Origin of the sequence: Desulfosporosinus meridiei DSM 13257, from assembly GCF_000231385.2 — a bacterium.
GTDB classification, from domain to species: Bacteria; Bacillota; Desulfitobacteriia; order Desulfitobacteriales; family Desulfitobacteriaceae; genus Desulfosporosinus; species Desulfosporosinus meridiei.
This window is the reverse complement of record NC_018515.1, coordinates 4,518,192-4,542,877: the sequence shown is the minus strand read 5'-3', so window position 1 is coordinate 4,542,877 and position 24,686 is coordinate 4,518,192. Positions and strand designations below refer to the sequence as shown.

Sequence of the window (24,686 nt, the reverse complement as noted above, 5' to 3'; positions counted from 1 at the left end):
GGGTCTGTAATTCTTAAGATTGTTTTGGGGTGTTATTAGAGTAGGGAAATGGAGCGAGAAGAAATGAATCATAATCTAATCTCTCACAGTGCAACCGTTCCTTTAACAACAACCGTTGGGCCATTTTGTGTTATCGGTGAAAATGTCGTTCTCGGAGAGAATGTTATCTTAGGAGTCGGGTGTGTTCTTGGCGATGGAGCGAGGGTTGAAGATGGTGCTGAGTTTGGCAACTATGTTAGTGTCGGGGAAGGTGCGGTGATAGGTCAAGGAACTCGCATAGGTGATCATTCCACCATTTACCCGAAGACGATCCTGGGTCAGGATGGTTTCATTGGCAGTAACTCTTCAATCGGACGCTTGCCTAAGGCTTCAGCCACAAGTACGGTAAAAGCCCAGTCGGATTTGCCCTCCTTACAGATGAGCAACGGATTTACAATCGGGTGCTCGGTTGTTCTCTACGCAGGAACCACTTATGCGGACAAAGCCTTTATCGGAGACGGTACCGTCGTTCGTGAGAGGTGTTCAATAGGGCAAAACGTAGTGATTGGCAGCGGTGTAGTGGTTGAAAATGATACTAAGATAGGCCAATTCACAAAGATACAGACAGGTTCTTATATTACCGCCTATATGGAAATTGAAGAACGAGTGTTTATAGCTCCCATGGTCACAACAACAAATGACAATTATATGGGACGAACAGAAAAACGCTTTAAAGAAATAAAGGGTGCTACCATCCAACGTGGGGCCCGTATCGGCGGAGGAGCAATCCTCCTGCCCGGCGTAAAAGTAGCCCCGGAAACCTTCGTGGCCGCAGGGGCCTTGGTTACGAAAGATACCACTGAAAAACGAGTCATCAAAGGTTTTCCTGCCAAGGATCTCCGAGAGGTGCCAGAAGAAGAGCTGTTGCCCTAACTTCCGCGCAAAGTACGCGGCTCTCATTAGTGACCCAGTTTATTAGTTCGTTACTGTCAATGGTTGCGGGCGAACATATCCTCAGACATTCGGTCTTCCGGTATCCATCGCGTTCCCAGCCCCGTCGACCAGAAATTAAGGGGCCAATTGCCAAGAGAACACTTTAGTGAAGTTCACGCTAAGGCGAGTGCTGATGCTGAAGGGGCAATTGCGCCGAGGTTCACTCCTAGCGCTGCCCAGAGGTTGGCGCAATTCCTTCAGCATCTAACGAGCCAGTGAAACGAAACGTGTGTGAACGGGCAATTTGCCCCTTACTTTCTAGGACCCCAAACTAACGCTCATTCCAAAAGCCCCCTAAGACAAAACTAAGTGAAAGGAAGATGCCCCATGCGAATTCCCCTATTGGATCTTAAAGCCCAATATTTAACCATTAAAGAGGAAATCAACCAAGCCATCATGAATGTGCTTGATTCATCCGTATATATTTTAGGACCCCAGATGAAGGCCTTGGAGAAAGAGATCGCTGCTTTCTGTGGTACGGAGGAAGCTGTGGCAGTCGCTAATGGCACGGATGCTTTAGTGCTGACACTTAAGGCCTTCGGCATTGGCCCTGGAGACGAAGTGATTACCACGCCCTTTACCTTTTTTGCCTCAGCTGAAACCATTGCTATGGTGGGAGCGACTCCGGTATTTGTGGATATTGACCCGGTAACCCTAAACATGGACTTAGATCTCCTGGAGAAGAAAATAACCTCGCGGACTAAGGCTATTATCCCCGTACATATTTTCGGTCAGATGCTGGACGTTGAAAGAGTGATGGAAATCGCGGCCCGCCATGACTTGAAGGTTATTGAAGATTCCGCTCAGGCCATTGGAGCAGAGTATCGGGGGAAAAAAGCCGGTTCCCTAGGACATGCGGCAACCTTTAGTTTTTTCCCGACGAAAAATTTGGGAGCTTATGGAGATGCAGGAATGATTGTCACTAACGACAAGCATCTGGCGGCAGAACTCCGTATGCTGCGCTTTCACGGCTGTCAAGTGAAATATTACCATGATAAAGTCGGCTATAACAGTCGTCTTGATGAGCTTCAAGCAGCGATTTTACGAGTGAAGTTAGGCTATTTAAATCAATGGAATGAAGGACGTCGAGCAAAGGCCGCGGTCTACGATAAAGAATTAGCCCATTTGCCCCTCACTTTGCCGGGGAAGGATCCGGCGGGTATCCCCATCTATCATCTTTATGTCTTACGCTCAGACCGTCGTGAGGAACTTATGGAGGCCTTTAAACAAGCGGATATCGCCTGCGCTATCTATTATCCGGTGCCCCTTCACTTACAGAAGGCCTTTCATGATCTGGGATATAAAGAGGGTTCTTTTCCGATCACGGAAAAAGCCTGTCAACAAGCTTTGGCGATTCCCTGTTATCCCGAACTATCCAGAGCTGAACAAGAAGAAATTATCCGCCTGATTGAAGGAGTATACCGTGGCTAGTAGTGTTAGGAAGATGGGAATATTGCGCAGAGGAAATATAGTTCTGATCGGTGTCTTTCTATTTGTGCTCCTGGGGATCTTTTCCGGCTATAAACAGGTAAAAGGGCCCTTTGCAGAGACAGAAATCCAGTCAGCACAGACTGGAGCAACCCGGTTTATTAACGGAGAGCTAGAGATTGGCCAAGGTCAGCTTATCGATATAAAGCATTATTTCTTCGTTGGCACGGTTTATAATGTAGAAACACCTCAGGGCCCAAAAAACCTAATATCCTTTGTCACACCCCAAGCCAAACCCACCCCCGGGGAAAAGGTGGAATGGGTAGGGGTAGACAACTACACTTCCGCCGTAACCTCCGTCTCTCCTGAGGAGCAGATCATGGATGGAGAAATTATTTCTTTAGAAAGAATTTCTCCCAAAAACAATGATCAATTCTATTGTGTTGTACACGCTTTGAGCGATGACACAGTTCAGCGCTTTGTTGTAGATGCTGCTAAATTAGCAACTCTTAGAACCCTAAACAGCGTTCATGTAACCTATCACTCACCGGGAGACAGCCTTGTCCAACCCGTTGCCAACACGGAAAAAGTGGCTAAGGGCTATATTACAGATCTTTGGCTGACAAACATGATCAAAGGGTTGGAACTGGAAAGAGATTTCGACTTTGATAAATATCCCTACTATATCACTCTGGCTCCCAGGCCGAATGCCAAATATACCTGGACATTCTATCTGACGAAAGAGCAGAAGGATATGGTTAAACTCGGGAATGTTTTAGAGGTTAAATATTCATCAATATTCCCTGACAGTATCACTGTGACACGGGAGAGTGTGGATCCAGATGTCTTAGCGGGTAAGGCTGATGGTGAAAATCCATGAGCTTTGTTCGCAATAGTTTTCTGACTCTCTTTGGAACCATAGGGCGCGTTGCTTTTTCCATGATAACTCAAATTGTCATCTCTCGTGTCCTTGGACCGGTGGGAAAAGGATTGTATGCCTTTCTTGTCCAGATACCTACGGTCTTAGTGCCACTCTGTAGTTTAGGGTTGAACTATGCGAATACTTACTACATTGCCAAGAATCCCGAAGATGGTAAAAAAGCTGTCGGGAGTTCACTGGGAATGGCTGCTTTATTAGGTGGCTTTATGGTAGTGGTTGTAGGGATTGCTTATCAATTTTTGAAAAACGGCTACATGCAAGCGGTAACCCCTCTTCAACTGGGGCTTATTCTGATAGCAATTCCCTTTGGTTTGCTAAATCTCTATTGGCTAAGTGTGCTATGGGGAATGGACTATATCGGTAAGTATAATTTAGCCTTACTGGTTCAATTCATAGTGCTTTCGGCGGGAGTCTCCATAGCAGCCCTCTGGGGCGGTTTAACAGTGACCATGGGATTTGGAATATGGGTTGCCGGAAATATCCTGACAACTTTATATATGCTCCCTGATATGGCGAAGATTTCACGGTGGCGTGTTCCCAGTTTTAGCCTTTCCTATATTCGCCAAACCCTGGGTTATGGAGCTAAGTCCTATTTAGCTAATGTCATGATGGTCATAAATTATCGACTGGATCTCTTTATTATCGCAGGCTTTTTGCCTTTCTCCCAAGTTGGTCTTTACACAACTGCAGTTACTCTCGCCGAAATGGTGGGGTATGTTGGGAATGCAGTTAATACGGCTTTGATCCCTAAACTTGCTTCAGGGAAAGACAACCTTACCTTTTCCATGACCCCAAAAGTTGCGCGCCTAACAATCTTGTTAACTTTTCTTGCGGCACTTGGCATGGCCGTTATCGGCTACCCACTGATTGTACTCTTTTTTGGAGCCCGTTTTAGTGGAGCCTTTTATCCTTTGCTGCTGCTATTACCTGGGGTTGTAGCCCTTGGCGGCTCTGCAGTGCTTTCCGGTGATCTAATGGCCCGAGGAAAGCCGATTTACACCAGTATTACTTCCGGTATTACGGTGGTAGTAACCCTCATCCTTGACTTTACACTCATTCCACTTTGGGGCATTACAGGAGCTTCTATAGCCTCAAGTCTGGTATACTTATCACTTTTTACCCTGAATTATACCTTTTATCGCCGTGAAAGCGGAGAAAAGCTTAAAGCGGTTGTGATTTTTACGCGGGAGGACATAAAAGAGATGACGTTGTTTGTTAAGCAGGTCAGAAATAAATGGGTCTCGAGAGGAAGGGCGGTGCAAGATGGAAAAAAGTAAGTTAAGCGAAAATCGTCTGCTCATAATTCTCGAAGTCTTTGTGACTCTTTTATGGATATACATGGTTCTTCGCTGGATCTATTATCCATCGACTTTAATAACCTTAGGTTATCTCTGGGGAATAGTCTGGGTTGCCGTAAAACGTCCCAGATGGTTACCGGCAGTTCTGATTATTACCTTTCCTATAGAAGTATCAAAAATGTTTATTCCGGCTTACAGCCTACCTGAGCGAGTCGCTACTTTCAATGTCTCTATCTTAGACTTTTTCCGCCTTTCGCAACTAGCCATCGGATTGCGTTGGCTCTATGACTTGTGGCTGAGTCACAAAAATAATCAAGCCTACATAGCAGATAAGTTTAAGGTTTGGAAACGAATAAAAACAGATTCTCTCTTATGGCTCCCTATAGTTCTGCTGGGTGTCTACTTGTTATCAACGGCCTTTTCCATTGCCCCGGCACACTCCTTTGCGGAAACCGTGCGTTTACTTTCCTTGATTATTACCCTTTACCTGGCCATAGTTTATGTCCAAGATGAAAAGGATTTGCAGCGCTTAGGCTATACATTGATTGCAGTTGGGGCGGTTCTGGGAGGAGTTGCAATCCTGCAGTACCTTACTAAGTGGTTTTTCTTCCCCACGTCAGCTGTTGTGGTGAGTAACCGTCCTAATACTACGTTTGCTGATCCTAATATCTTTGCTCGTTTCTTAGTTGTCACCTTCTGGTTCTCTGTGGCTGAGTTTGAACGTCGCACAACCTGGTCATCTCGGGTTATCCCCCTTATTGCTATTTTGTTTCAAGGGGCGGGTTTGGGAATCACCGGCTCGCGAGGCGGAATTTTAGCCCTGGGAGTTTCTTCTCTTATCTTTGTACTGTTCATCCCGCGGCGTAAATTAACACTTTCCGCCATGGGGGTTATGATTTTGGCGATTATCGCTGCGGCCCTTTTAAATCCGTCCATCATGGCACGTATTGAGAGTCTACGGGCGGGATTGTTAAATGCTTCAGGCGGGATTCGGGAGTATTTATGGCGTTCAGGCATAGCTATGATCCGGGATCATCCTGTGATTGGAGTGGGAGTAGGGGCCTTTGGGGTAGCCTTTACTACGATCTATCCTTACTTTAATCCTTACTCGACCTTTTACGTATCTCTTTCCCATACTGCCGTAATTACTGTTCTGGCAGAAACGGGAATTGTTGGTTTTACGGTTCTGTATTTCCTGTTTGGGAAGACTCTCCAGAGAGGGTGGGGGATTGCCCGTAAACTGCAAGATGAGCGCTTGCGCTTTTTGAGTGCCAGTATAGTTGCTGGGATCATAGCAATATTCATCAGCGCTCAAGGAGAAGGCAGATTATATGAAGAACCCTTACTTTGGCTTCTTTGGGCCATGTTAGTCTCAATCTCCCAGCTGGCCAACCTACAGATAAGAAAGGAACATACTAAACTATGAAAATCGCAACTGTCGTAGGAGCGAGGCCTCAGTTCATTAAGGCAGCCTCTGTCTCTCGTGTTTTAAGAAATGACCATCAAGAAATACTAATTCATACCGGGCAACATTACGATACTAATATGTCCGACATTTTTTTTGATGAACTGCATATTCCGCGACCGGATTTTCACTTAGGAATCGGATCCGGCAGACATGGTGCTCAGACTGGAGCCATCCTGGAAAAAGTTGAGGAAGTTTTAATCCGGGAGACTCCTGATGCTCTGCTAGTCTATGGGGATACGAATTCCACTCTGGCAGGGGCTCTGGCGGCCTCTAAGCTCCATATTCCTGTCATCCATATCGAAGCGGGACTGCGCAGTTTTAATCGCAGAATGCCTGAAGAGATTAACAGAGTTTTAACGGATCATCTTTCCAGCTGTCTTTCCTGCCCCACAGAAACCGCTGTAAAAAACCTTAAAGCAGAAGGAATTACTGAGGGAGTTTCGCAAGACGGAGATGTGATGTATGACGCCTTCCTTTATAACCTGGAGTTGGCTAAAGAACGCTCAACTATCCTACAGACTCTTAACTTAGATCCCAAATCCTATATTCTCTGTACAATACACCGCGCGGAAAACACCGATGATCCGGCACGGTTAACCCAGATTTTAAAGGCCTTAGCCAAAATTTCCACCCCAGTCGTCCTGCCATTACATCCCCGAACTCGCAAGATTGTCCAGGAATTAGGTTTAAGCTCCTTACTTGAAAAGGTTAAGGTTCTGGAGCCGGTAGGTTATTTAGATATGATTACCCTGGAAGCCCAAAGTCAAAAGCTGCTGACTGATTCAGGGGGAGTCCAAAAGGAAGCCTACTTTGCAGCTGTACCTTGTATCACCATGCGAGATGAAACAGAGTGGGTGGAAACCGTCGATGTGGGCTGGAACCGCTTGACCGGCGCTGATGAAGAGAAAATTCTCGAAGCGGTAGAGAAGTTTAGCCCTCCTGCAGATCGTCCCGGCATTTTTGGCGATGGTCAGGCGGCTGAGCACATTGTGGCTACTCTCAGTAAGGGGTTAGTACGTTAATAAGGAAGGTAAATCATGCGATTTTTAATTTTAACTCAATACTTTCCGCCGGAAACAGGCGCTGCTCAAGTTCGTCTTAAAGAGATGGCCAAAGGCTTGGAGCGCCAGGGGCATGAAGTTGTTATTGTTACAGCATTTCCCAATCATCCCTCGGGAGTTATTCCGCCAAAGTATCGAGGATACTGGTCGATGAAAGATGAGGTAGAAGGATTACCCGTCTATCGGACCTGGGTATATCCTGTGCAAAGGGGACGTTTTTGGAAACGCCTGTTAAATTATTTTTCCTTTACCTTTTCTTCCTTATGGGGAATTTTAAAGGCAGGGCCTTGTGATGTCCTTTTTGTAGAGTCTCCGCCATTATTTCTGGGAATGACCGCTGTGCTGGGAAGCTGGCTTAAACGGGCCCGGCTGGTATTCAATGTTTCTGATCTTTGGCCTGAATCCGCCGTTGCCTTAGGATTAGTTACCAATAAGACCATGATCCGCATGACAGAAGGATTAGAAACCTGGCTCTATAATCGTTCTTGGAAGCTTTCGGCGGTGACCATAGGAATTCGGGATACTTGGATTAACCGGGGCATCCCTGCTGAGAAAATCGCTTTTTTACCTAACGGCGTTAACTTGGATCTCTTTCGCCCCCTGCTCCCAGATCAAGAATTCATGGATAAGTTGGGGCTGCAGGATAAATTCATCTTAGCGTATACTGGAACCATGGGGTATGCTCAAGGGTTAGAAACTGTCTTAGAAGCGGCTAATCTGCTGCGCTCTGAGCCCCAGTATCATTTCCTCTTCTTAGGGGATGGTACGGAAAAACCAAAGCTTGAGGAAATGGCCAAGGAGATGAAGCTGTCCAATGTGCAATTTCTGGGATTTCAGCCTGTTACGGATATGCCCCGTTATATGTCTTTAGCGGCAGGCAGTATAATCCCCTTAAAGAAGCTAAAGCTTTTTGAAGGGGCCCGTCCTTCGAAGATGTTTCCGGCAATGGGGTGCGCGGTTCCGATAATCTACAGCGGAGAAGGGGAAGCTGTCGACCTGATTCGAGATGCCGGGGCGGGACTTACTGTTGAACCGGAGAACCCGGTAGAGATGGCTCAGGCCATTCGCACCCTCTATAACTTGAGTGACCGAGGGAAGTCCATGGGGGAAAATGGCCGGCGTTATGTGGAAGAGAATTATTCCTGGGATAGTATTGTCAGTCAATGGCTTAAGGAACTAAAATAGGAAACTGGCCATTCAAGGCCGTGGAGAGGAAGTGATTGTATGAAACGGTGGGGCGGTTGGATTATTCCTTTGTTTTTTGCCTTAGTGCCCTGGGATATTAGTAAGGTGCTGTTTCCTCCCTATCAAAGTGCTCCGGAAACCCCGACCTCTTTAACCTTTTTGCGCATTGGGATGATTCTTTTGTTAGCCTGGGGAGCAGCCCGTTTTGTACAAGAGGGAATAGGGAAGACCGCGAAGCGCCTTAGTCAAGTTCCATTGATCTGGGCGGTCATTCCATTATTTTTGGCAGTACTTGTTTCGTTGCTATCTAGTGTGCAGCCTCAGACAACTCTGACAGAAGGACTGCGCTTACTGCTGCTATTGGCCAGCGGAGTCAGCATTGCTTTAGGTGCTGACCGCAAAGCAGTCTTTGACCGAGTGTTTAGGGTAATATTTGCCATGGCCACTCTTACAGCCATCTTCGGCCTCATCCAATACCTGAGTGGGAACTGGATTTGGGGCGGAGGGATTAATATTTCCGGTGTGCGTAGAGTGAATGCCAGTTTCATCGATCCTAATTTATTCGCCAGATACTTGGATATCTCTATCCTGGGATCTTTGCTCCTTTTTATACGTAGGGAATGGACTTTAAGTATCAGGACAGCCCTGGCACTTTTTGTTCAACTGGCGGCTCTGGGAGTTACCTTTTCCCGAACCGGCTGGCTGACTTTGCTGATTGGAATTCTAATTTTGGCTGTCAGCTCATTGCGAAATCGCCGGACCCATTGGAGTGTACTCGGATTAGGCGGATTAGGAGCGGTGGCTCTTTTTCTAATCCCAAGTATCCGCCTCCGCTTTGAAACCCTATTTACAGGGGTTGGTGCCCTGGGCCAGCGAGAGCATTTGCTTAAAGGCGGCTGGGCCATGTTTATCGAAAACCCCTTGACCGGGGTTGGCTTAGGCAATTTTCAGTGGGCCCTAGAGCAGCCCTACCATTATCTCGTGCCGTGGAGTGATGCAGTCACTCGTTCCCATACCAGTTTAATGACAGTTGCAGCGGAAATGGGTATTTTAGGAATTATTGGCATGCTCGCTTTTTTGATTGTTTTAGTGAGCATGAATTTGCGTGTCTTGAATCAGATGAATGTTTTTGCGCAAACTATATTAATGGGTGTTTTCGTGATCTGGCTCAGTTCCCAGGGAGAAGGTCGTTTCTTCGAAGACCCAATGATTTGGGCTTTCTGGGGTTTGAGCTTAGCTATTCAATGGAAACCCTGGGGAGAGGGCTGGGATGGCTAAACTTTGCTTATTGGCTAATGCAGCCAGTACTCACACAGAGAAATGGGCGACAGCTTTAGCCGAGGGTGGTTGGGAGCTGGAAATCCTCAGCTTTTTACCCGCTGAGATCCCCCAGGTCAAGGTTCATCTGATTCCTCGCCTGGCTGGGGATAAGATCGATGTAATCCTGCGTCAGAACTGGGTAAGGAAAAAGGTCGCAGAAATCAAGCCTGATCTGATTCATTCCCATTATGCAACAAGCTTTGGCTTGCTGGGAGCGTTAACCGGCAAACATCCCTTGGTAATTTCTGCTTGGGGCAGTGATATTTTTTCTTTCCCCAAAACTTCATTTTTCCATGCCCGCCTGTTAAAATGGATTTTAGCTCAGGCGGATGTTTTATGCTCCAGCAGTAAAATTATGGCCCAAGAGATGCAACTCTATCTGGATTCGCAGCAAGCTATTGAAATAATTCCTTTTGGAGTGGATACGAAGCGATTTTCTCCTCCGGAGGAGGGGCAAGTTTCTAGTCTAAAAAGAGTTAAGCAAGACACTCCTGTGGTGTTTGGAGTTGCCAAAGGCCTGCATCCTGTTTACGGGTTAGATCTTTTAATTGAAGCTTTCGCTCTGGTTCAGCGGCGTTTTCCCCAGACTCTTCTGCGGATCGCCGGAGAAGGCCCCCAGCGGGCCTCCTTAGAGGACTTAGCTGTAAGACTTGGGGTTTCTGAACATATAGAATGGTTGGGTCAACTTCCCAATGCTGAAATTGCCGGCTTCTATCAGAGTATTGATATTGTGGTGATTCCTTCTCGTCAGGAGAGCTTCGGTGTGACAGCAGTAGAGGCGTCGGCCTGCGCCCGGCCTGTGATTGCCAGCAGAATTGGCGGCCTGACTGAAGTTATTGTTGAAGGAGAAACGGGATTACTGGTTTCTTCAGAAAGTATCTCAGAGTTAAGCAGTGCTATGGAAGGTTTGCTTAATGATCCCACACTAAGGGAGAGGTTAGGTCAACAAGGAAGAGTTAATGTACTGAAGAATTATGATTGGCAAAAAAACGTTGCTCAAATGGAAGCCGTTTATCAACGCTTGCTCCACCCGCGTACTTGAAAGGAGACTTTACCCAATGCGTCAAGAGTTTTTAACCTATGGAATACCTCTCATCGAAGAAGACGATATTGCTGAAGTTGTCGATAGTCTTAAATCAAACTGGATTACCAAGGGTCCTAAAACCAATGAGTTCGAAAAGCAATTTGCTGAGTATGTGGGAGCAAAATTCGCTATCGCCGTGAACTCCTGTACAGCAGGTCTTCATTTGGCATTAGTGGCAGCCGGCCTGGGTGCCGGAGATGAAGTGATTACAACCCCCATGACCTTTGCAGCCAGTGCCAACGTTATTCTCCATACAGGAGCCACGCCGGTCTTCGCAGATATCGATCCTGTAACCATGAACATTGATGTCGATCAAGTACGCCAAAAAATAACCCCGCGCACGAAGGCCATTATTCCTGTCCATATGGCCGGGCATCCCTGTGAAATGGATGAGATTATGGAACTTGCTCGGGAAAACAATCTCTTTGTACTAGAGGATGCTGCCCATGCAGTGTATACTAAGTATAAAGGAAGACTAATCGGAACCATTGGAGATGCCACGGCCTTTTCTTTCTATGCCACCAAGAATCTAGCGACGGGAGAGGGCGGGATGGTTACTACCAACAATGAGGCCCTGGCTGATAAAATCAGGATTATGAGTTCCCATGGTATGAGCCGCAATGCCTGGAATCGCTATTCGGCAGCGGGATCCTGGTACTATGAAATTCTCCATCCTGGGTTTAAATATAATATGACGGATATTCAAGCTGCTCTAGGCATTACTCAGCTGGCCAAGCTGGAGCGGATGCAGGGAATCCGCCAAGAAATAGCTGAGCGATATAATGAAGAGTTCAGCCAGATGCCGGAACTGGAAATTCCCCCGGAAAAGGAATATGCTCGCCATGCCTGGCACTTGTATATCCTTAAGCTAAATCTGGAGAAACTAACCATAGATCGGGCAGAGTTTATTGAGGAATTAAAGCAGGAACAGATCGGTACCAGTGTGCACTTTATTCCGGTTCCCATGCATCCTTACTACAGAGATACCTTTGGTTACCAAAAAGGAGATTTCCCTCAAGCAGAAAAGACCTTTGAACGCATTATATCCTTGCCCCTTTATCCGAAGATGAGTAGGCAGGATGCCGAGGACGTTGTTGATGCCGTCAAGAGGATTGTGGAGAAGTTTCGCAAGTAATTATCTTTCCCTTGTTTTGCAGGGGGGAATCAAGGTTAGAACGAAGTAGGATCTTATCAAAAACAGAGTTAGTGGTTTTGAAAGGAGACAGTCGGATGAGTCAGAGGCTCGCGGCATCTGCAGAAAGTAATGAGCTTATTTATCCTCGGTGGCAACTTGTTTTGAAGCGTATGCTTGACCTGTTAGTTGCTGCTGTTCTGCTTGTGCTTATATCTCCCTTGTGGCTTTTTATTGTGCTATGGATTAGGCTGGATTCTACCGGTCCGGCAATCTTTACCCAGACACGTGTGGGACTTTGGGGAAAGCCCTATACTATTTATAAGTTCCGTACTATGACCACCAATGCCGATGCCTTGATGAAAACAAAGCTGGAAAAGGTGACAAGCTTAGATAACTTCGTTTTCCAGGAGAAGGATGATCCTCGGGTTACTCGCAGCGGCAAGTTTTTGCGTAAAACCAGTTTAGACGAACTTCCTCAGCTCCTGAATATTTTGTTGGGAAATATGAGTCTGGTAGGGCCCCGTCCGGAAGTTCCGGATATAGCCAAGCATTACACCCCTCAACAACGGCTGCGGCTTAATGTGCTGCCGGGAGTTACAGGCTTGGCCCAGGTCAATGGGCGGAGTGAATTAACCTTGGGAGAGACCCTGGCCTATGATGTGGAATATGTGCGGCGTTGGAATATATGGCTGGATTTATCTATCCTTTGGAAGACCTTCTTTGTTGTCTTCTCGGGTAAAGGTGCTTACTAAATGAACAAAGAATCAACAGAGCAATTAAAGGGAATCGCCATCCTTTTAGTTGTTATTGGACACCTGTTTGTGACAAAATTCATTAATACCACAAACCCGGCTTTTAATTATTTGGGAGCCCAGGGTGTGGCTATTTTCTTAATTCTCTCCGGTTATGGGATTACTTCATCCTATTTAACCAAGGGAATGGATAAGAGTTTCCTTGGGCGGCGGTTGCGAACTGTACTGCTTCCTTATTCATTGGTAACTCTTGTCTGGTTTGTCTATGATTATTTCAGGAGTACAGTCTATCCCTTGAGGACAATCCTGCTTTCATTGTTTGGGCTGGATTTTAAGCTGACTATGGACGGAACCATGTGGTACATATTCTTCATTTTAATGTGGTACTTCCTATTCTACCTGATATTCAGTTTTAGCTTTCCCAATATCCTGAAGGTTGGATTGTTGTTTGGGTTTGCTTACCTTTTACGCTATCACTCCAGGTCCAATTTAACAGAAGTGGTGTACTGGCAGTGGGGTCTTCACGCTATCATGTTCCCCTTAGGGTCACTCTTTGCTCTGGTTCCCCTGGAGAGATTTAGTAAGCAGACTTTGCAGATGGGGTTTGGGTTGATGGGGATAATGGGCTTGGCAGCTTATCTCCTGAACCTCCAGGACAATGCCCTGGGCTTGGGGCCTTATATGCTCTCGAATTTAGGCTTTGCTCTTGTTGCTTTCTCAGTCATAATCGTTTTAGGGCAGCTGGGGTATCATTCACAGTTGCTTGGTTTTATTGGTTCAATCTCCTATGAGGTGTATTTATTAGAAGCTGTGTTTATGTACAAGCTCGCTCTTCCCTATGTTTTGCCTAACAAGGGACTATCCCTGGGACTTTATGTTCTGGCGTTAGTTGGAGGAAGCTTGTTGCTTAAAAGGAGCATGAAACAATTGCTTCAGATCATCTCGCGCAAGCAGGATTTGAAGGCTGAGAACACTCCGGGTCCTTGGTTAGCAGGGTAAGGTTTATTACTGCGGCTTTATACTTTAGTTTGGTGAAGGTTTGGAAATTGTTAGGGATGAAAATAAGGGATAAATATCCAATTTATGGTTATGATATTTCAAAGAGTAAATGACAAAATGCAGGATATATCTGGAGGAACTGCTTTGCGCTTGTCGAATAGGTAAAAGACAGATCATGTGCAGGGATTTCGCTAAGGCTGTTTTTTCTTGCAGATATATTTTCACAAAACTATCCCTATACCCCTTGAAAAACCTTGATTTTTCGTTAGACAAAACCTATTGATTAGTTAGATAGAAGGTTCACCTAGGTACGATAGACAAAATTGAGACTCCGCTCAAACACGCTCAAGCCTAATAGTCACTGCTGGCACTTCCGTAACCATAGCCGTAGTTAGTTACGACATGTTCTAGAATTTTAGTAAGGCAAATTAGAATTGCCTTAGCCTTTATACCTATCATGAAAGGAAGTAAGGAGATCATGATCAGAGAAAAAATCCTTGATATACTGACGGATATTTGTGGAACCGATGAGATAAAGCGAAACCCAGACCAAGAACTGTTTAAGAGTGGATTAATGGATTCCTTTGGGATCATAGAATTATTTGTGGCTATTCAAGAACAACTGGCCATTGAGGTGGCCCCAACTGAAATGGAACGTGAGGAATGGGAGACCGCCAATAAAATTATCGCGTACCTGGAGGAGCGTAAGGGTTAATGATTCGAAATCGACTGGGATCAATGGTTGCGGCCCTGATACTTTTTGGGTTAACCATAGTTTTGATGGGCCCCCTGACCCAAAAGGTTGTGGGGCTTTTTTGGCTTAGGCCGGGTGTTACCCAAACCATTGGGGGCTCCCAAACTCCCGTAAGTTTTCAGGGTATGATATTGCAGAAAAAAGCTTTGGAATTACCGGATGTGCTACCGGTTTACGGTTCTTCCGAGTTTTCAGCTGTCTCAGAATTTCACCCGTCAATTCTCTTTGAGGGAAAACCCACTGGGTTTGCCCCTTTTCTGGTGGGCAGAGGGGGGACTCAGAACCTCATTCATGCCTTAAACCTGGGAGCCTTAGGCGGTTCCTTAAAGGATAAGAAGATTGCGGTTATCCTTTCAGCCCAATGGTTTACTCCGGAAGGAATCAGCCCCGCCTATTTTCAACAAAATTTTTCTCCTCTCCAAGCCTATCGGATGATTTTCAACTCCTCTTTGTCTGCAGAGAGCAAAAATCAATTGGCAAAACGGCTCTTAGAATTTCCGGGAGCCTTTGCGGAGACCCCTACTTTGCAGGCACTTCTGGCCCAGAAGTCACAAGATAGCAGGAAAGCAAGTCTTCGAGGTTTATTGTTAGAGACTAAGGGCAGAGTGGAAATGGCAGCTTACGAAGCTCAAGACGCCCTGAAAACTATAGACTACAGTAGACTGATCAGCCCAAGAAGCGCTTCAATAAATGCTTCAGTCACAGCACCGCCTCTGGCTCCCTGGTTAGAATTGAAAGATCAAGCAAGTGAGCAAGGAAAAACAATGACTCAAAATAATCGGTTTGGTATCTTGGCTGATTACTTTAGTGCCAATATCCAACCCGGGTTTGAAGAAAACAGGAATTCCGCTGCTCACTCCGGGTTTTATCCCTCCCCGGAATACGAGGATTTAGAACTCCTCTTAAATATTCTTCAAGAGACAGGTGCCCGGCCATTGTTTATTATTGTGCCGGTAAATGGAGCTTGGTATGATTATACGGGATTTCCTCTTGGAGAACGAAGGGGTTACTATCTGCGAGCTGAGAAGATGATTAAGGGACAAGGGTTTCAGGTGGCTAATTTCGGAGATCATGAATATGACACCTACTTTTTGCAGGACACCATGCACTTAGGCTGGAAAGGATGGGTAAGTATCAATGAAACGCTGGATCGATTTTATCATGAAGGGTTCCAGGGATAGACATCCTGCTTTAATTTGGTTTGGACGAGTTGCTTATTACTACATCATCCTGTTAGTTTTGTTTATCCTCTATCTGGTAGAAAAGCAACATACCGCAGTTCCGTTTATTTATAACAACTTTTAGGCGAATGGGGAATGTGTTTTTATGCTTAGCCAAAAAATTCAAGAGTGGTCTATCAGATGTCCGGAACGGGCAGCCCATTGTCATGGGGATAATGTTTTAACTTATGCTGCTTTAGAAAGCAGCGCTAATGCAGCGGCTGTATGGCTTCATGAACTGAGTCTTAAGCAAGGGATACCTCGTCAGACTCCCGTAGTGGTCTATGGACATAAAGAAAATGAAATGCCGGTCTTATTTATGGCTTGTATCAGAGCCGGGCATCCTTATATCCCTGTGGATTCCTCTGTGCCTCAAGAACGCTTATGGCAAATTATTGAGGCATCCGGGGCCCGGGTGGTTCTTTCCCCTCAGATGGTTCCCAAAGGGGATGCCTCCTCTAATGTCTTAATCAAAGAAATGATTTCACTGAAAGGTCAAGACAGCATTCTAAAAGGTTATCAAAGGGAAGCACCACACTCCTCTTGGCAAGTAGAACTTGATGAAGTTTACTACATAATTTTTACATCGGGCAGTACCGGTGTTCCGAAAGGGGTACAGATTACCCTGGGGGCTCTGGAGAGTTTTCTGAACTGGGTTAACACAGAGTTCCAGCCGGAAGAAATGCAGGAGGTTTTTCTTAATCAGGCACCATTTTCCTTTGATCTTTCAGTAATGGATTTATATATGTCGTTAAGTACCGGGGGAACTCTTTGGAGTGTGGATAAGGATCAAATTTCTCATCCCAAGGAACTTTTTGCCTCCCTGGCTGCTTCAAAGACCAGTTACTGGGTATCCACACCTTCCTTTGCCGAGGTATGTCTAATGGACCCCAGTTTCAATGCTGCCCTGCTGCCAATGGTCAAGAGGTTTCTCTTCTGTGGTGAGATACTTACCCATGATTGTGCGACAAAACTTACTCAGCGCTTTCCCCAAGCTAAAGTGGAAAATCTTTACGGACCCACGGAAGCAACAGTGGCGGTAACGAATTTAACCATCAGCCCGGAGATCCTTAACACTTTTAATCCACTTCCTGTAGGCAGAGTCAAACCGGATGCTCAGGTCTTAATCTGTAATTCTGATCAGCTTAACGCTGCAATTATTGCTGAGGCCAGCGTCCTGCACTCCAGACCCGAAATATTGCCGGAAGGGGAGGCAGGGGAATTGGTAATCGCCGGCCCCAATGTCAGTGTGGGCTACCTGAACAATTCGGAGCAAACTGCCAAGGCCTTTTTTAGCTGGCAAGAGAAGGGCCAAACCTGGAATGCTTACCGGACCGGAGATTCCGGGTTATTTAAAAATGGATTTCTCTTTTACCAAGGCCGCTTAGATTTTCAGATTAAACTCCACGGTTATCGGATTGAGTTAGGAGAAATCGAAGAAAATCTAAGGCGTAACCCCTTAGTCGATAATGCGGTGGTTTTACCCATTGAACGACGAGGGAAGGTTGAGTATTTACAGGCCTTTGTGACAGTGAGTAAGCCTGTAGAGGATGAGTTCCAAGAGATTCTTGCTTTAAAGGAAGATTTGCGCGGACGCTTGCCCGAGTATATGATCCCTCGGCGTGTTAAATTTCTGGCTGCGATGCCCATAACCCCCAACGGCAAGGCAGATCGACGTGCTCTGCTAGGAGGATTGTAAATGACTCCTTTTGAAAACTTCACCTTCTTTTTCTATTTACTCATTCCCTTAGTACCGGCGGCCTTGCTGGGGGGGATGGGAGTCTCAGCCAAAGCTCGAGCCACCTGGGTTTTTCTTTCCACCTTGGGGATGCTTCTATTAATCGGGCGTCCGCTGAGTGTACTCTTTCAAATTGTGGCTTATCTAATTTTTCAATGGCTGATTGTCCGGATCTATTTGTCCTATCGCTTGAGAACTCTCGAAAAGAACAGAGCCGAGGTCTTTTATCTGGGAATTTTCCTTGCTCTTCTGCCTCTGGTGGCGGTCAAATTAAATCCCAGCTTTATTGAGCTGGGTTTTTGGCAAACGGTCATCGGTTTTATAGGAATTTCTTATTTAACCTTTCGATCCGTTGGAATCATTATAGAAATCCGGGATGGCCTCATCAAAGAGGTGAATATTGTTGACTTCATTAGCTTCCTGCTCTTTTTTCCTACCCTGGCCTCCGGCCCTATTGATCGCTACCGACGGTTTGTCGGTGATCTCAATAAACCTCTAACTCGCCAAGAATATGGTGAACTTGCCATCACAGGAATGGATCTGATCTTTCGAGGTTTTTTGTATAAATTTATAATAGCCTATCTGATTAATAAATACTGGCTTGATCCGCTGAACCAGTCTTTTGGCTTTTTGCCAACCTTAAACTACATGTATGCCTATGGTTTATACCTCTTCTTTGATTTTGCGGGGTACAGTGCCTTTGCTGTGGGGGTCAGTTATCTTTTAGGTATAAAAACACCCATGAACTTTGATAAGCCCTTTATCTCCAAAAATATTAAAGATTTTTGGAATCGCTGGCATATATCTCTCTCATTTTGGTTCAGGGATTACATCTATATGCGCTTTGTGCTGGATTCAGCCAAGAAAAAGCGCTTCAGTAATCGCTATACTGCTTCTTATGTGGGCTACTTCCTGCTTTTCGGAATCATGGGAGTGTGGCACGGAACCCAGCCCCAATACGTCCTCTACGGGCTGTATCATGCAGGGCTGATGATTGGCTTTGATCTTCTCGACCGCAAGAACAAAACCAGGAAGTTTTGGGGAACAGGGCCCATCTGGGATCTGATGGCTGTGGTAGTGACTTTCAATTTTGTAATGTTTGGGTTTTTGATTTTTTCGGGACGATTGGTTTAGAGCAATGAGTTCACGCCTGTGGATCGAAGCCGACCTGTCTTAGGGATCTATTATTCTTAGGAATGCTTTGGGGTATTTTCAGAAAAGGGGCTGTGTGAAAACACAGCCGAGAGAAACCGCTAGAAATCATTAGATTTCGGCGGTTTTTCCGCGTATTTGAAAGAAAAATGGTATAATTAAGACAAGGAAAGTACGAATGAGGCAGGTGTTTTCCCTTGTCAAAACCGGGTAAGAAAGTACATAACCAAGTTGTTTTCAAAGAGTACAATCAGAATCAACTGAGCTTACCAATAGATTTGGAATGTCTTATTCCTCCCAATCATATGGTCAGAGTGGTAAACTCTGCTCTCGATCAAATGAATCTAGAACCTCTTTTAGCTAAATATCCTGGAGGTGGACGTTCGAGTTATCATCCCGTCATGATGACCAAACTGATCGTTTATGCCTATGCCGATAAAACGTTTTCTAGCCGCCGCATAGAAAAGGCAGCCCGCGAAAACATCATGTATATGTGGTTGTGCGGAGGAAATAGTCCGGATTTTAAAACCATCAACAGCTTCCGGGGCGAACGTATGAAAGATGTGTTGGTTGAGATTTTTAGTGAGGTTGTTGAACTTTTACATAAACAAGGCTATATCAAGCTGGAAAATTACTTCTTAGACGGGACAAAAATAGAAGCTAATGCTAATAAGTACAGCTGGGTCTGGGGAAAATCGACCAAGCGCTACAAAGAAAAGTTGCGGGAAAAGTGCCGAGAACTCTTTGAATTTGTGGATTTGGCCAATCAGAAAGAAAATGAAGAGTATGGGGACCGGAACCTAGAAGAACTAGGAGAAGAAAAACCGATTGACTCCCAGGCTATAGAAGAAGCGGTTAAAAAGATCGACGAACGATTAACCCAAAACCCAAAGGAAAAGAAATTTATTAAAGTTAAAAGAGTCTTGCTGAAAGATTACTTACCTCGTATGAAGAAATACGAAAAACAAGAGGAACTGCTGGCAGAGCGCAATAGTTACTCAAAAACGGATACAGACGCAACCTTCATGCGTATGAAAGAGGATGCCATGAAAAACGGGCAACTGAAGCCAGGTTACAATGTCCAAATAGGAACAGAAAATCAATTTGTCGTAGGATACTCCATCCATCAATCGGCGGGCGATACCAGTTGCCTGAAAGAACACCTGGAAGAGTTGAAGAAAAACCTAGGGGGTAAGCTTCCGGCCAACATCGTTGCCGATGCGGGGTATGGCAGTGAAGAGAATTACGAATATCTAGCTCAAGAGAACCTTGGGAACTATGTCAAATATAATACTTTTCATAAGGAAGCAACAGCCAAGGGGAAACCTGATCCGACCCTGGTTCAAAATTGGCTATATGATAAACAGAAGGATGAATACACGTGCGGGTTTAGGAGAGTTCTAAGATTCAAGTACATAAAAACTCAGAAAAGCAAGAGGGGTTACCGAAGTACCATTCGAGTCTATCAAAGTGATGATTGTCAAGATTGTCCATACCTCAAACGTTGTATCAAACAAAGTAATAATCCGGATTTCAAGAAGCAGATCTACATTAACCCTAAAGGCAATGAACTAAAAGCAGAGGCACGGGCTAATCTGACGAGCGAATACGGGCTAAAAATGCGCAGTTTAAGACCTATAGAGGTGGAAAGTGTCTTTGGAGATATCAAAGGCAATTTTGGTGTGCGACGATTTATCCTTAAAGGATTGGAAAAGGTCAAGCTGGAGTGGGGATTACATTGTATTGCCCATAACATGAGAAAACTGGCTGTCGTCTTGGGATAGACGGTCAGCCAGTTTAGCCTTCCCTATTCGAAACTTATTAAGGGGCGTGAGAAACTAAAGTTTCAACACGCCCCCTTCTTCGTTAAATTGACATCTGCGAAGACAGTGCCTGCGATCTCAGCCAAATTTTCCCTCTATATATTGTTCCGTAGATTATGGGCAGGAATCCTTTCCTTTAGTGTCGAATAAGAAATGAGATTTGTCATAGACACAGAGGAAGGGGTAGGAATATGTTGAGTGTGAGTAAAGGTGCACAGTACTGCAGAAAGTTTATGGCAGTACTTATTATCGGGTTGATTATTATGCAGCTTGTCCCGGCTAGGCCGGTCATGGCGGCAGTCGATCAGAAGGCTGCTTATTATAAGGAGATTGGCGAAAAGCTGGAGGATATGGCTAACAAATATAATATCCCCCCGGTGCTGCTCAAAGCTGTTGCTTGGATGGAAAGCGGCTGGAAGCAATATGAATTGGATAGTTCCGGCCAGCCGATAACGGATAAACCTTTAATTGGCCGGGATGGGATTGGGATAGGGATTATGCAGGTCTCCTCCTATGATCCCAAGGATACAGCAACGATTGAGAAACTAAAGAACGACATTGACTATAATATTGAAATCGGTTGTCAAATGCTCAACCAGAAATGGCGGGCCTATCCCAAGATTGGCGATGGAGATCGCAATGTCTTAGAAAACTGGTATTTTGCTGTGTGGGGTTACAACAGTTGGGCAACCAGAAATAATCCTAATACCCTAACCGGCAAATCTGCTTATCAGGATTCCGTGTTTAGTCTAATGGGTCAAAAGTACAACAGCGCCATTACCTTTGCTCCCGGAGCAACAAAATTCCCTAAAGAACTTTTACCCCCTGTAAATCCACCTTACTTATCCAGTCGTTGGAGCACTCCTGATTCCATTCATTTAGGAGATTTGAAGATTGATTCAGATCGGTTAATGAAGTCCGGTGGAGGATCCGGTGCAGAATCGGCCTGTGGTGATTATTGGTACAATTATGCTTCGTGGAGTTCCTACTATGCTTTAGGGTTTTATGTTACCGGTTATAAGAGCCCATCCGTTACAGATAAAGACCTCTTTGAAGATAGAATCCTTGACGCTTATGGGAAACTCTTAACGGAAGCTGACAAATTAGTTCTTGAGAAAAAGGACACATCCTATGCCACGGCGGCTAAATACTATTGGACAGTTGCCCAAGGGCCCAAGCTAGATACAGCTATATTAAAACGTGCTCAGACCGGGCATCTTAATGCTTTAACTAAGCTCCTAACTGAAGCGGATAAATTAGCTCTTACCGGTGCCAGCACCAGCTGTTCGACAGCTGCTCAAAACTATGAAATAATCTTACAAGGTTCTGACCTGGACGCAAATCTTAAAGAAAAAGCAAGAGCAGGACTTCTTAGTGCTTATACTAAACTTTTAGCAGAAGCTGATAAACTGGCCTTGGAAGGTACCTCAGCTTCTAACGAAAGTGCGGCTAAATATTATGCAACAGTAATGCAGGGACTGGTGCTGGATGCCAGTCTTACTGAACGGGCAAAAATAGGTTATGAAAAAATAAAGGGATCTACCCCTTTGCCAACGCCTACCCCGACCCCTACACCAACGCCGACTCCAACCCCAACCCCAACACCTACACCGCCCCCCCAACCCGGTGAAGAATTATGCATCGAACGCCTTTATGGAAATCGGGCTGAAGATACAGCCATCAAGATATCTCAAACAGGTTGGGCAAGCGGCTCTGCTCCTGTTGTACTTCTCGCCCGGGTAGATCGTTTCCAAGATGCTTTAGCCGCGGCTCCTTTAGCCAAGAAACTAAAAGCACCCTTGCTGTTAACTTCTCCTTATCAGTTGGATAATGGGGTTTTACAAGAAATTAAACGACTGTCCCCCAGTGCGAAGGTCTATGTAATCGGGGGAGAGGGAGCCCTAACCAAGCCGGTCACCAATGCTTTGGTCAAAGAAGGGTTATCTTATGAACGAATTTTCGGAGACTCCGCGGCTGATACAGCTGCCGAGATTGCCAAAAAGATTGGGCCAAGTACCCAGGTGATCTTAGCCTCCAGCACCAGTTTCCCGGATGCTCTTTCTGCCTCTGCCCCCGCCGCAGCTTTGGGGATTCCCATCTTATTAACGGAACAAGGCAAATTGCCTGCTGCCACCAAGCAAATTCTTAAAGACTTTGGGGTAACAAAAACGATCATCGTAGGAGGAAAATTTGCCATATCTTCAGCCTTTGATGCAAAAGGCGGCCCACTGGAAAGCTATGGTCCTATGCGCTTGGCTGGGGAGACAAAATATGATACGATGTTACAAATTGTTAAGCATTTTGGACAGGATACCAGTTCCCTTGTAGTGGCCACGGGAGAGAACTTCCCAGATGGTTTATCCGGCGGAGCTTTTGCTGCCTTGACCGGGAGCCCAATGCTTCTTATCCCTAAAGGGGATCTAAATTCGGATACCTCTGCCTTCTTAAAGAGTTTAAACGGCAAGACTAAAAGAGTTTATATTTTGGGCGGTACTGGGGTAATTCCCAGTAATAATGAAAAAACTATGGGGAGTCTTTTGACTTCCCAATGATCCTAAATCTGCAGAGGATGGACGTTTTGGAGAGAGTAAAGAAAAGAAAAGATAGGTTTGAATCTCGAGGATCAAACTTTATGGCTCGCAAAAAGTGGTGGGTTACTGGACTCTTGTTTCTCATCGCCCTAACGATACAATTGCTATATATAAGATCTTATAATGTTGGATATTTCATTTCGCCGGATGGACTGCACTACTCCAACATAGCCGAGAATTTCCTCAAGGGTCAAGGGCTGGTGAATACAGCGAACTTTGTTCAAAAGGATGACGGTGACATCATTAGACAAGCCATCCAAACCCGAGAGTATATAGTGGGTCCGGTTTATCCCATCCTCCTGGCAGTGATCTACGGGCTATTTGGTTTAATGAATTTCAAGATGGTTATTCTAGTTCTGCACTCTATTTTGAGTGCTGCCAGTGCTATCCTCGCTTACAAGACCGGGGAACTTCTGTTTGGCAAAGGATACGCTTGGATACCCTTTGGTCTGACTCTGGGATACCCAATCTTTGCCTTCTGGGGGATGTACGTTCTTACTGAAACCACTTACATTTTTACAATTACACTATTTCTGTATCTGTTGGCACGCTATGGGAAAGAAATTCAGCGGCCGAAATTAAGGACTATCTTGTACCTGGGAGCAGCAATCGGGGTGTCGAATCTCGTTCGTCCCTTTTTGCTGCTTTTTTTTCCGGTCTTGGGATTTTGGATTCTTTGGTCTCATGGTTGGCGACTGAAAATAGCCCTGCGGGATTTCGTCATCATTGTTATGATGACTGTGGCGGTCATGAGCCCATGGTGGATTCGCAATTTTATCAAATATCATGAGTTTATTGCCGTATCAAATTACGGTTCCTATGAATTGTACCTGGGGAATAATCCTTTGACTATTACGGATAAGTACTTTTATTATGCTCAGCCCAGCTATGACCCTGAGGTTAAAGCTCGGATCGAAAAGCTGCCCATTCCGGAACAAGAAAAGGAATACAAGCAATTGGCAGTATCTTATGTACTTGAACATCCGTTTTTATTTATCCAGCGAACCTTTGAGAAAGAAAAAAACCTCTTTTGGCAACCTATATCTCCAATAGAAGGTCAACTCTACAAAATGAAAGGAGTGTTCCTGGATAAGTGGTACCTCCTTTTGGGATTGCTAGGGGTCTTATTTAGCTTGTTCAGTTTAAAAAGATACAGCTTCCTCCTGCTCTTTGTTGTTTACTATAGCTTTATAGTGAGCATGATCACTGTAGTTGAGGGTGCTCGTTATCGTCTGCCGGTTATGCCTGCCATGATTTTGTTAGGATCTTTAGTTTTAGTTATAGCTATTAAAGAGATAGGCCGTTTAGCTGGGCTTAATAGTGGAGCAGGCAGGAGGGTAGGCTAATGTCACGTGTCCAATTGGTCGTCTTAATAACCAGTCTATTGGTAACCGGCTTTATTGTAGAGCAAGTACGACGCCGGCGCTTAGCTGTAGAATATTCCCTGATCTGGATTGTCGCAGGAATGGGAATGATTGTCTTATCCCTCTGGAAAGATGGGATTGAGTATATAGCGGATTTAATGGGCATATATTATGCGCCCTCTGCCATCTTTGTAATATTTGGGGTTATGGTATTTGTGTTATGTGTTCATTTCTCCCTGGAGATATCCAAGTTGAGTTCGAATAATCGAGTCTTGGTACAACGGATTGCCCTTCTCGAGGATGATCTAAAAAAACTAGAAGAGAATTGCGGCGGTCAGGAGAGAGAACTCATTAAGACAAAACAGATTATGGACATTGGTAAGCCAATACGGTAAGGACGTG

Annotated in this window: 21 protein-coding genes; all 21 read left to right on the top strand. The window is 45.3% G+C overall.

All coding sequences use genetic code 11. From position 1 onward, the window contains the following. The first annotated feature begins 63 nt into the window (after nt 1-63). The 21 genes from DESMER_RS20895 to DESMER_RS20800 all read left to right on the top strand — a co-directional run bounded on the left by DESMER_RS20895 (nt 64) and on the right by DESMER_RS20800 (nt 24,679). The gene (locus DESMER_RS20895) at nt 64-912 is read left to right on the top strand and encodes an N-acetyltransferase (protein WP_014905055.1); all 849 of its coding nucleotides are present in this window, start codon (nt 64-66) and stop codon (nt 910-912) included. A 387-nt stretch (nt 913-1,299) separates the two neighbouring features. Then, the gene (locus DESMER_RS20890; protein ID WP_014905054.1) at nt 1,300-2,403 is read left to right on the top strand and encodes a DegT/DnrJ/EryC1/StrS family aminotransferase; all 1,104 of its coding nucleotides are present in this window, start codon (nt 1,300-1,302) and stop codon (nt 2,401-2,403) included. Then, complete coding sequence (locus tag DESMER_RS20885) at nt 2,396-3,280, top strand: hypothetical protein (RefSeq protein WP_014905053.1); 885 nt, start codon at nt 2,396-2,398, stop codon at nt 3,278-3,280. The genes DESMER_RS20890 and DESMER_RS20885 overlap by 8 nt, the downstream gene beginning before the upstream one ends. Continuing rightward, on the top strand, nt 3,277-4,617 hold the full coding sequence (locus tag DESMER_RS20880) for a flippase (RefSeq protein ID WP_014905052.1): 1,341 nt from the start codon (nt 3,277-3,279) through the stop codon (nt 4,615-4,617). Before DESMER_RS20885 ends, DESMER_RS20880 begins: the two co-directional genes overlap by 4 nt. Then, nucleotides 4,604-6,064, top strand: a complete 1,461-nt coding sequence (locus tag DESMER_RS20875) for an O-antigen ligase family protein (RefSeq protein ID WP_014905051.1) — start codon at nt 4,604-4,606, stop codon at nt 6,062-6,064. Before DESMER_RS20880 ends, DESMER_RS20875 begins: the two co-directional genes overlap by 14 nt. Continuing rightward, nucleotides 6,061-7,128: a non-hydrolyzing UDP-N-acetylglucosamine 2-epimerase gene (wecB, locus tag DESMER_RS20870; RefSeq protein ID WP_014905050.1), complete on the top strand. Its 1,068-nt coding sequence runs from the start codon at nt 6,061-6,063 to the stop codon at nt 7,126-7,128. The genes DESMER_RS20875 and wecB overlap by 4 nt, the downstream gene beginning before the upstream one ends. A 15-nt stretch (nt 7,129-7,143) precedes the next feature. Continuing rightward, on the top strand, nt 7,144-8,352 hold the full coding sequence (locus tag DESMER_RS20865) for a glycosyltransferase family 4 protein (RefSeq protein WP_014905049.1): 1,209 nt from the start codon (nt 7,144-7,146) through the stop codon (nt 8,350-8,352). Nucleotides 8,353-8,391: 39 nt separating this feature from the next. Next, nucleotides 8,392-9,630: an O-antigen ligase family protein gene (locus DESMER_RS20860; protein ID WP_014905048.1), complete on the top strand. Its 1,239-nt coding sequence runs from the start codon at nt 8,392-8,394 to the stop codon at nt 9,628-9,630. Continuing rightward, nucleotides 9,623-10,714 carry a glycosyltransferase gene (locus tag DESMER_RS20855; RefSeq protein ID WP_014905047.1) on the top strand — a complete coding sequence of 364 codons (1,092 nt, stop codon included), beginning with the start codon at nt 9,623-9,625 and terminating at the stop codon, nt 10,712-10,714. The genes DESMER_RS20860 and DESMER_RS20855 overlap by 8 nt, the downstream gene beginning before the upstream one ends. A 16-nt stretch (nt 10,715-10,730) precedes the next feature. Continuing rightward, nucleotides 10,731-11,891, top strand: coding sequence for a UDP-4-amino-4,6-dideoxy-N-acetyl-beta-L-altrosamine transaminase (gene pseC, locus DESMER_RS20850; protein ID WP_014905046.1), 1,161 nt, complete (start codon nt 10,731-10,733; stop codon nt 11,889-11,891). Between the two features lie 95 nt (nt 11,892-11,986). Next, complete coding sequence (locus DESMER_RS20845; protein ID WP_014905045.1) at nt 11,987-12,643, top strand: sugar transferase; 657 nt, start codon at nt 11,987-11,989, stop codon at nt 12,641-12,643. Then, nucleotides 12,644-13,642 (top strand): acyltransferase family protein, encoded by a 999-nt coding sequence (locus DESMER_RS20840; RefSeq protein ID WP_014905044.1) that lies wholly within the window; start codon nt 12,644-12,646, stop codon nt 13,640-13,642. A 478-nt stretch (nt 13,643-14,120) separates the two neighbouring features. Then, nucleotides 14,121-14,357 (top strand): D-alanine--poly(phosphoribitol) ligase subunit DltC, encoded by a 237-nt coding sequence (dltC, locus tag DESMER_RS20835; protein ID WP_014905043.1) that lies wholly within the window; start codon nt 14,121-14,123, stop codon nt 14,355-14,357. After that, on the top strand, nt 14,357-15,577 hold the full coding sequence (gene dltD / locus DESMER_RS20830) for a D-alanyl-lipoteichoic acid biosynthesis protein DltD (RefSeq protein WP_014905042.1): 1,221 nt from the start codon (nt 14,357-14,359) through the stop codon (nt 15,575-15,577). The genes dltC and dltD overlap by 1 nt, the downstream gene beginning before the upstream one ends. Continuing rightward, nucleotides 15,534-15,701, top strand: a complete 168-nt coding sequence (gene dltX, locus DESMER_RS24995; protein ID WP_148275313.1) for a teichoic acid D-Ala incorporation-associated protein DltX — start codon at nt 15,534-15,536, stop codon at nt 15,699-15,701. Before dltD ends, dltX begins: the two co-directional genes overlap by 44 nt. 21 nt (nt 15,702-15,722) lie before the next feature. Beyond that, nucleotides 15,723-17,315, top strand: coding sequence for a D-alanine--poly(phosphoribitol) ligase subunit DltA (dltA, locus tag DESMER_RS20825; RefSeq protein WP_014905041.1), 1,593 nt, complete (start codon nt 15,723-15,725; stop codon nt 17,313-17,315). Continuing rightward, on the top strand, nt 17,316-18,488 hold the full coding sequence (gene dltB / locus DESMER_RS20820) for a D-alanyl-lipoteichoic acid biosynthesis protein DltB (protein ID WP_014905040.1): 1,173 nt from the start codon (nt 17,316-17,318) through the stop codon (nt 18,486-18,488). Nucleotides 18,489-18,703: 215 nt separating this feature from the next. Beyond that, complete coding sequence (locus DESMER_RS20815; RefSeq protein WP_014901678.1) at nt 18,704-20,290, top strand: IS1182 family transposase; 1,587 nt, start codon at nt 18,704-18,706, stop codon at nt 20,288-20,290. Between the two features lie 230 nt (nt 20,291-20,520). Continuing rightward, nucleotides 20,521-22,881, top strand: a complete 2,361-nt coding sequence (locus DESMER_RS20810; RefSeq protein WP_014905039.1) for a cell wall-binding repeat-containing protein — start codon at nt 20,521-20,523, stop codon at nt 22,879-22,881. 17 nt (nt 22,882-22,898) lie between these two features. After that, nucleotides 22,899-24,266 (top strand): ArnT family glycosyltransferase, encoded by a 1,368-nt coding sequence (locus DESMER_RS20805; RefSeq protein ID WP_427854290.1) that lies wholly within the window; start codon nt 22,899-22,901, stop codon nt 24,264-24,266. Further along, nucleotides 24,266-24,679, top strand: coding sequence for a DUF2304 domain-containing protein (locus DESMER_RS20800; protein ID WP_014905037.1), 414 nt, complete (start codon nt 24,266-24,268; stop codon nt 24,677-24,679). The genes DESMER_RS20805 and DESMER_RS20800 overlap by 1 nt, the downstream gene beginning before the upstream one ends. Nucleotides 24,680-24,686: the final 7 nt, after the last annotated feature.

Excerpts from the sequence above, each read along its gene's own strand:
- dltD (WP_014905042.1), top strand. The coding sequence starts at position 14,357 with ATGATTCGAAATCGACTGGGATCAATGGTTGCGGCCCTGATACTTTTT.
- dltX (WP_148275313.1), top strand. The coding sequence starts at position 15,534 with ATGAAACGCTGGATCGATTTTATCATGAAGGGTTCCAGGGATAGACAT.
- DESMER_RS20805 (WP_427854290.1), top strand. The coding sequence starts at position 22,899 with ATGGACGTTTTGGAGAGAGTAAAGAAAAGAAAAGATAGGTTTGAATCT.
- DESMER_RS20845 (WP_014905045.1), top strand. The coding sequence starts at position 11,987 with ATGAGTCAGAGGCTCGCGGCATCTGCAGAAAGTAATGAGCTTATTTAT.
- dltC (WP_014905043.1), top strand. The coding sequence starts at position 14,121 with ATGATCAGAGAAAAAATCCTTGATATACTGACGGATATTTGTGGAACC.
- DESMER_RS20880 (WP_014905052.1), top strand. The coding sequence starts at position 3,277 with ATGAGCTTTGTTCGCAATAGTTTTCTGACTCTCTTTGGAACCATAGGG.
- DESMER_RS20860 (WP_014905048.1), top strand. The coding sequence starts at position 8,392 with ATGAAACGGTGGGGCGGTTGGATTATTCCTTTGTTTTTTGCCTTAGTG.
- DESMER_RS20855 (WP_014905047.1), top strand. The coding sequence starts at position 9,623 with ATGGCTAAACTTTGCTTATTGGCTAATGCAGCCAGTACTCACACAGAG.
- dltB (WP_014905040.1), top strand. The coding sequence starts at position 17,316 with ATGACTCCTTTTGAAAACTTCACCTTCTTTTTCTATTTACTCATTCCC.
- dltA (WP_014905041.1), top strand. The coding sequence starts at position 15,723 with ATGCTTAGCCAAAAAATTCAAGAGTGGTCTATCAGATGTCCGGAACGG.
- DESMER_RS20810 (WP_014905039.1), top strand. The coding sequence starts at position 20,521 with ATGTTGAGTGTGAGTAAAGGTGCACAGTACTGCAGAAAGTTTATGGCA.
- DESMER_RS20840 (WP_014905044.1), top strand. The coding sequence starts at position 12,644 with ATGAACAAAGAATCAACAGAGCAATTAAAGGGAATCGCCATCCTTTTA.
- pseC (WP_014905046.1), top strand. The coding sequence starts at position 10,731 with ATGCGTCAAGAGTTTTTAACCTATGGAATACCTCTCATCGAAGAAGAC.
- DESMER_RS20865 (WP_014905049.1), top strand. The coding sequence starts at position 7,144 with ATGCGATTTTTAATTTTAACTCAATACTTTCCGCCGGAAACAGGCGCT.
- wecB (WP_014905050.1), top strand. The coding sequence starts at position 6,061 with ATGAAAATCGCAACTGTCGTAGGAGCGAGGCCTCAGTTCATTAAGGCA.
- DESMER_RS20800 (WP_014905037.1), top strand. The coding sequence starts at position 24,266 with ATGTCACGTGTCCAATTGGTCGTCTTAATAACCAGTCTATTGGTAACC.
- DESMER_RS20875 (WP_014905051.1), top strand. The coding sequence starts at position 4,604 with ATGGAAAAAAGTAAGTTAAGCGAAAATCGTCTGCTCATAATTCTCGAA.
- DESMER_RS20895 (WP_014905055.1), top strand. The coding sequence starts at position 64 with ATGAATCATAATCTAATCTCTCACAGTGCAACCGTTCCTTTAACAACA.
- DESMER_RS20890 (WP_014905054.1), top strand. The coding sequence starts at position 1,300 with ATGCGAATTCCCCTATTGGATCTTAAAGCCCAATATTTAACCATTAAA.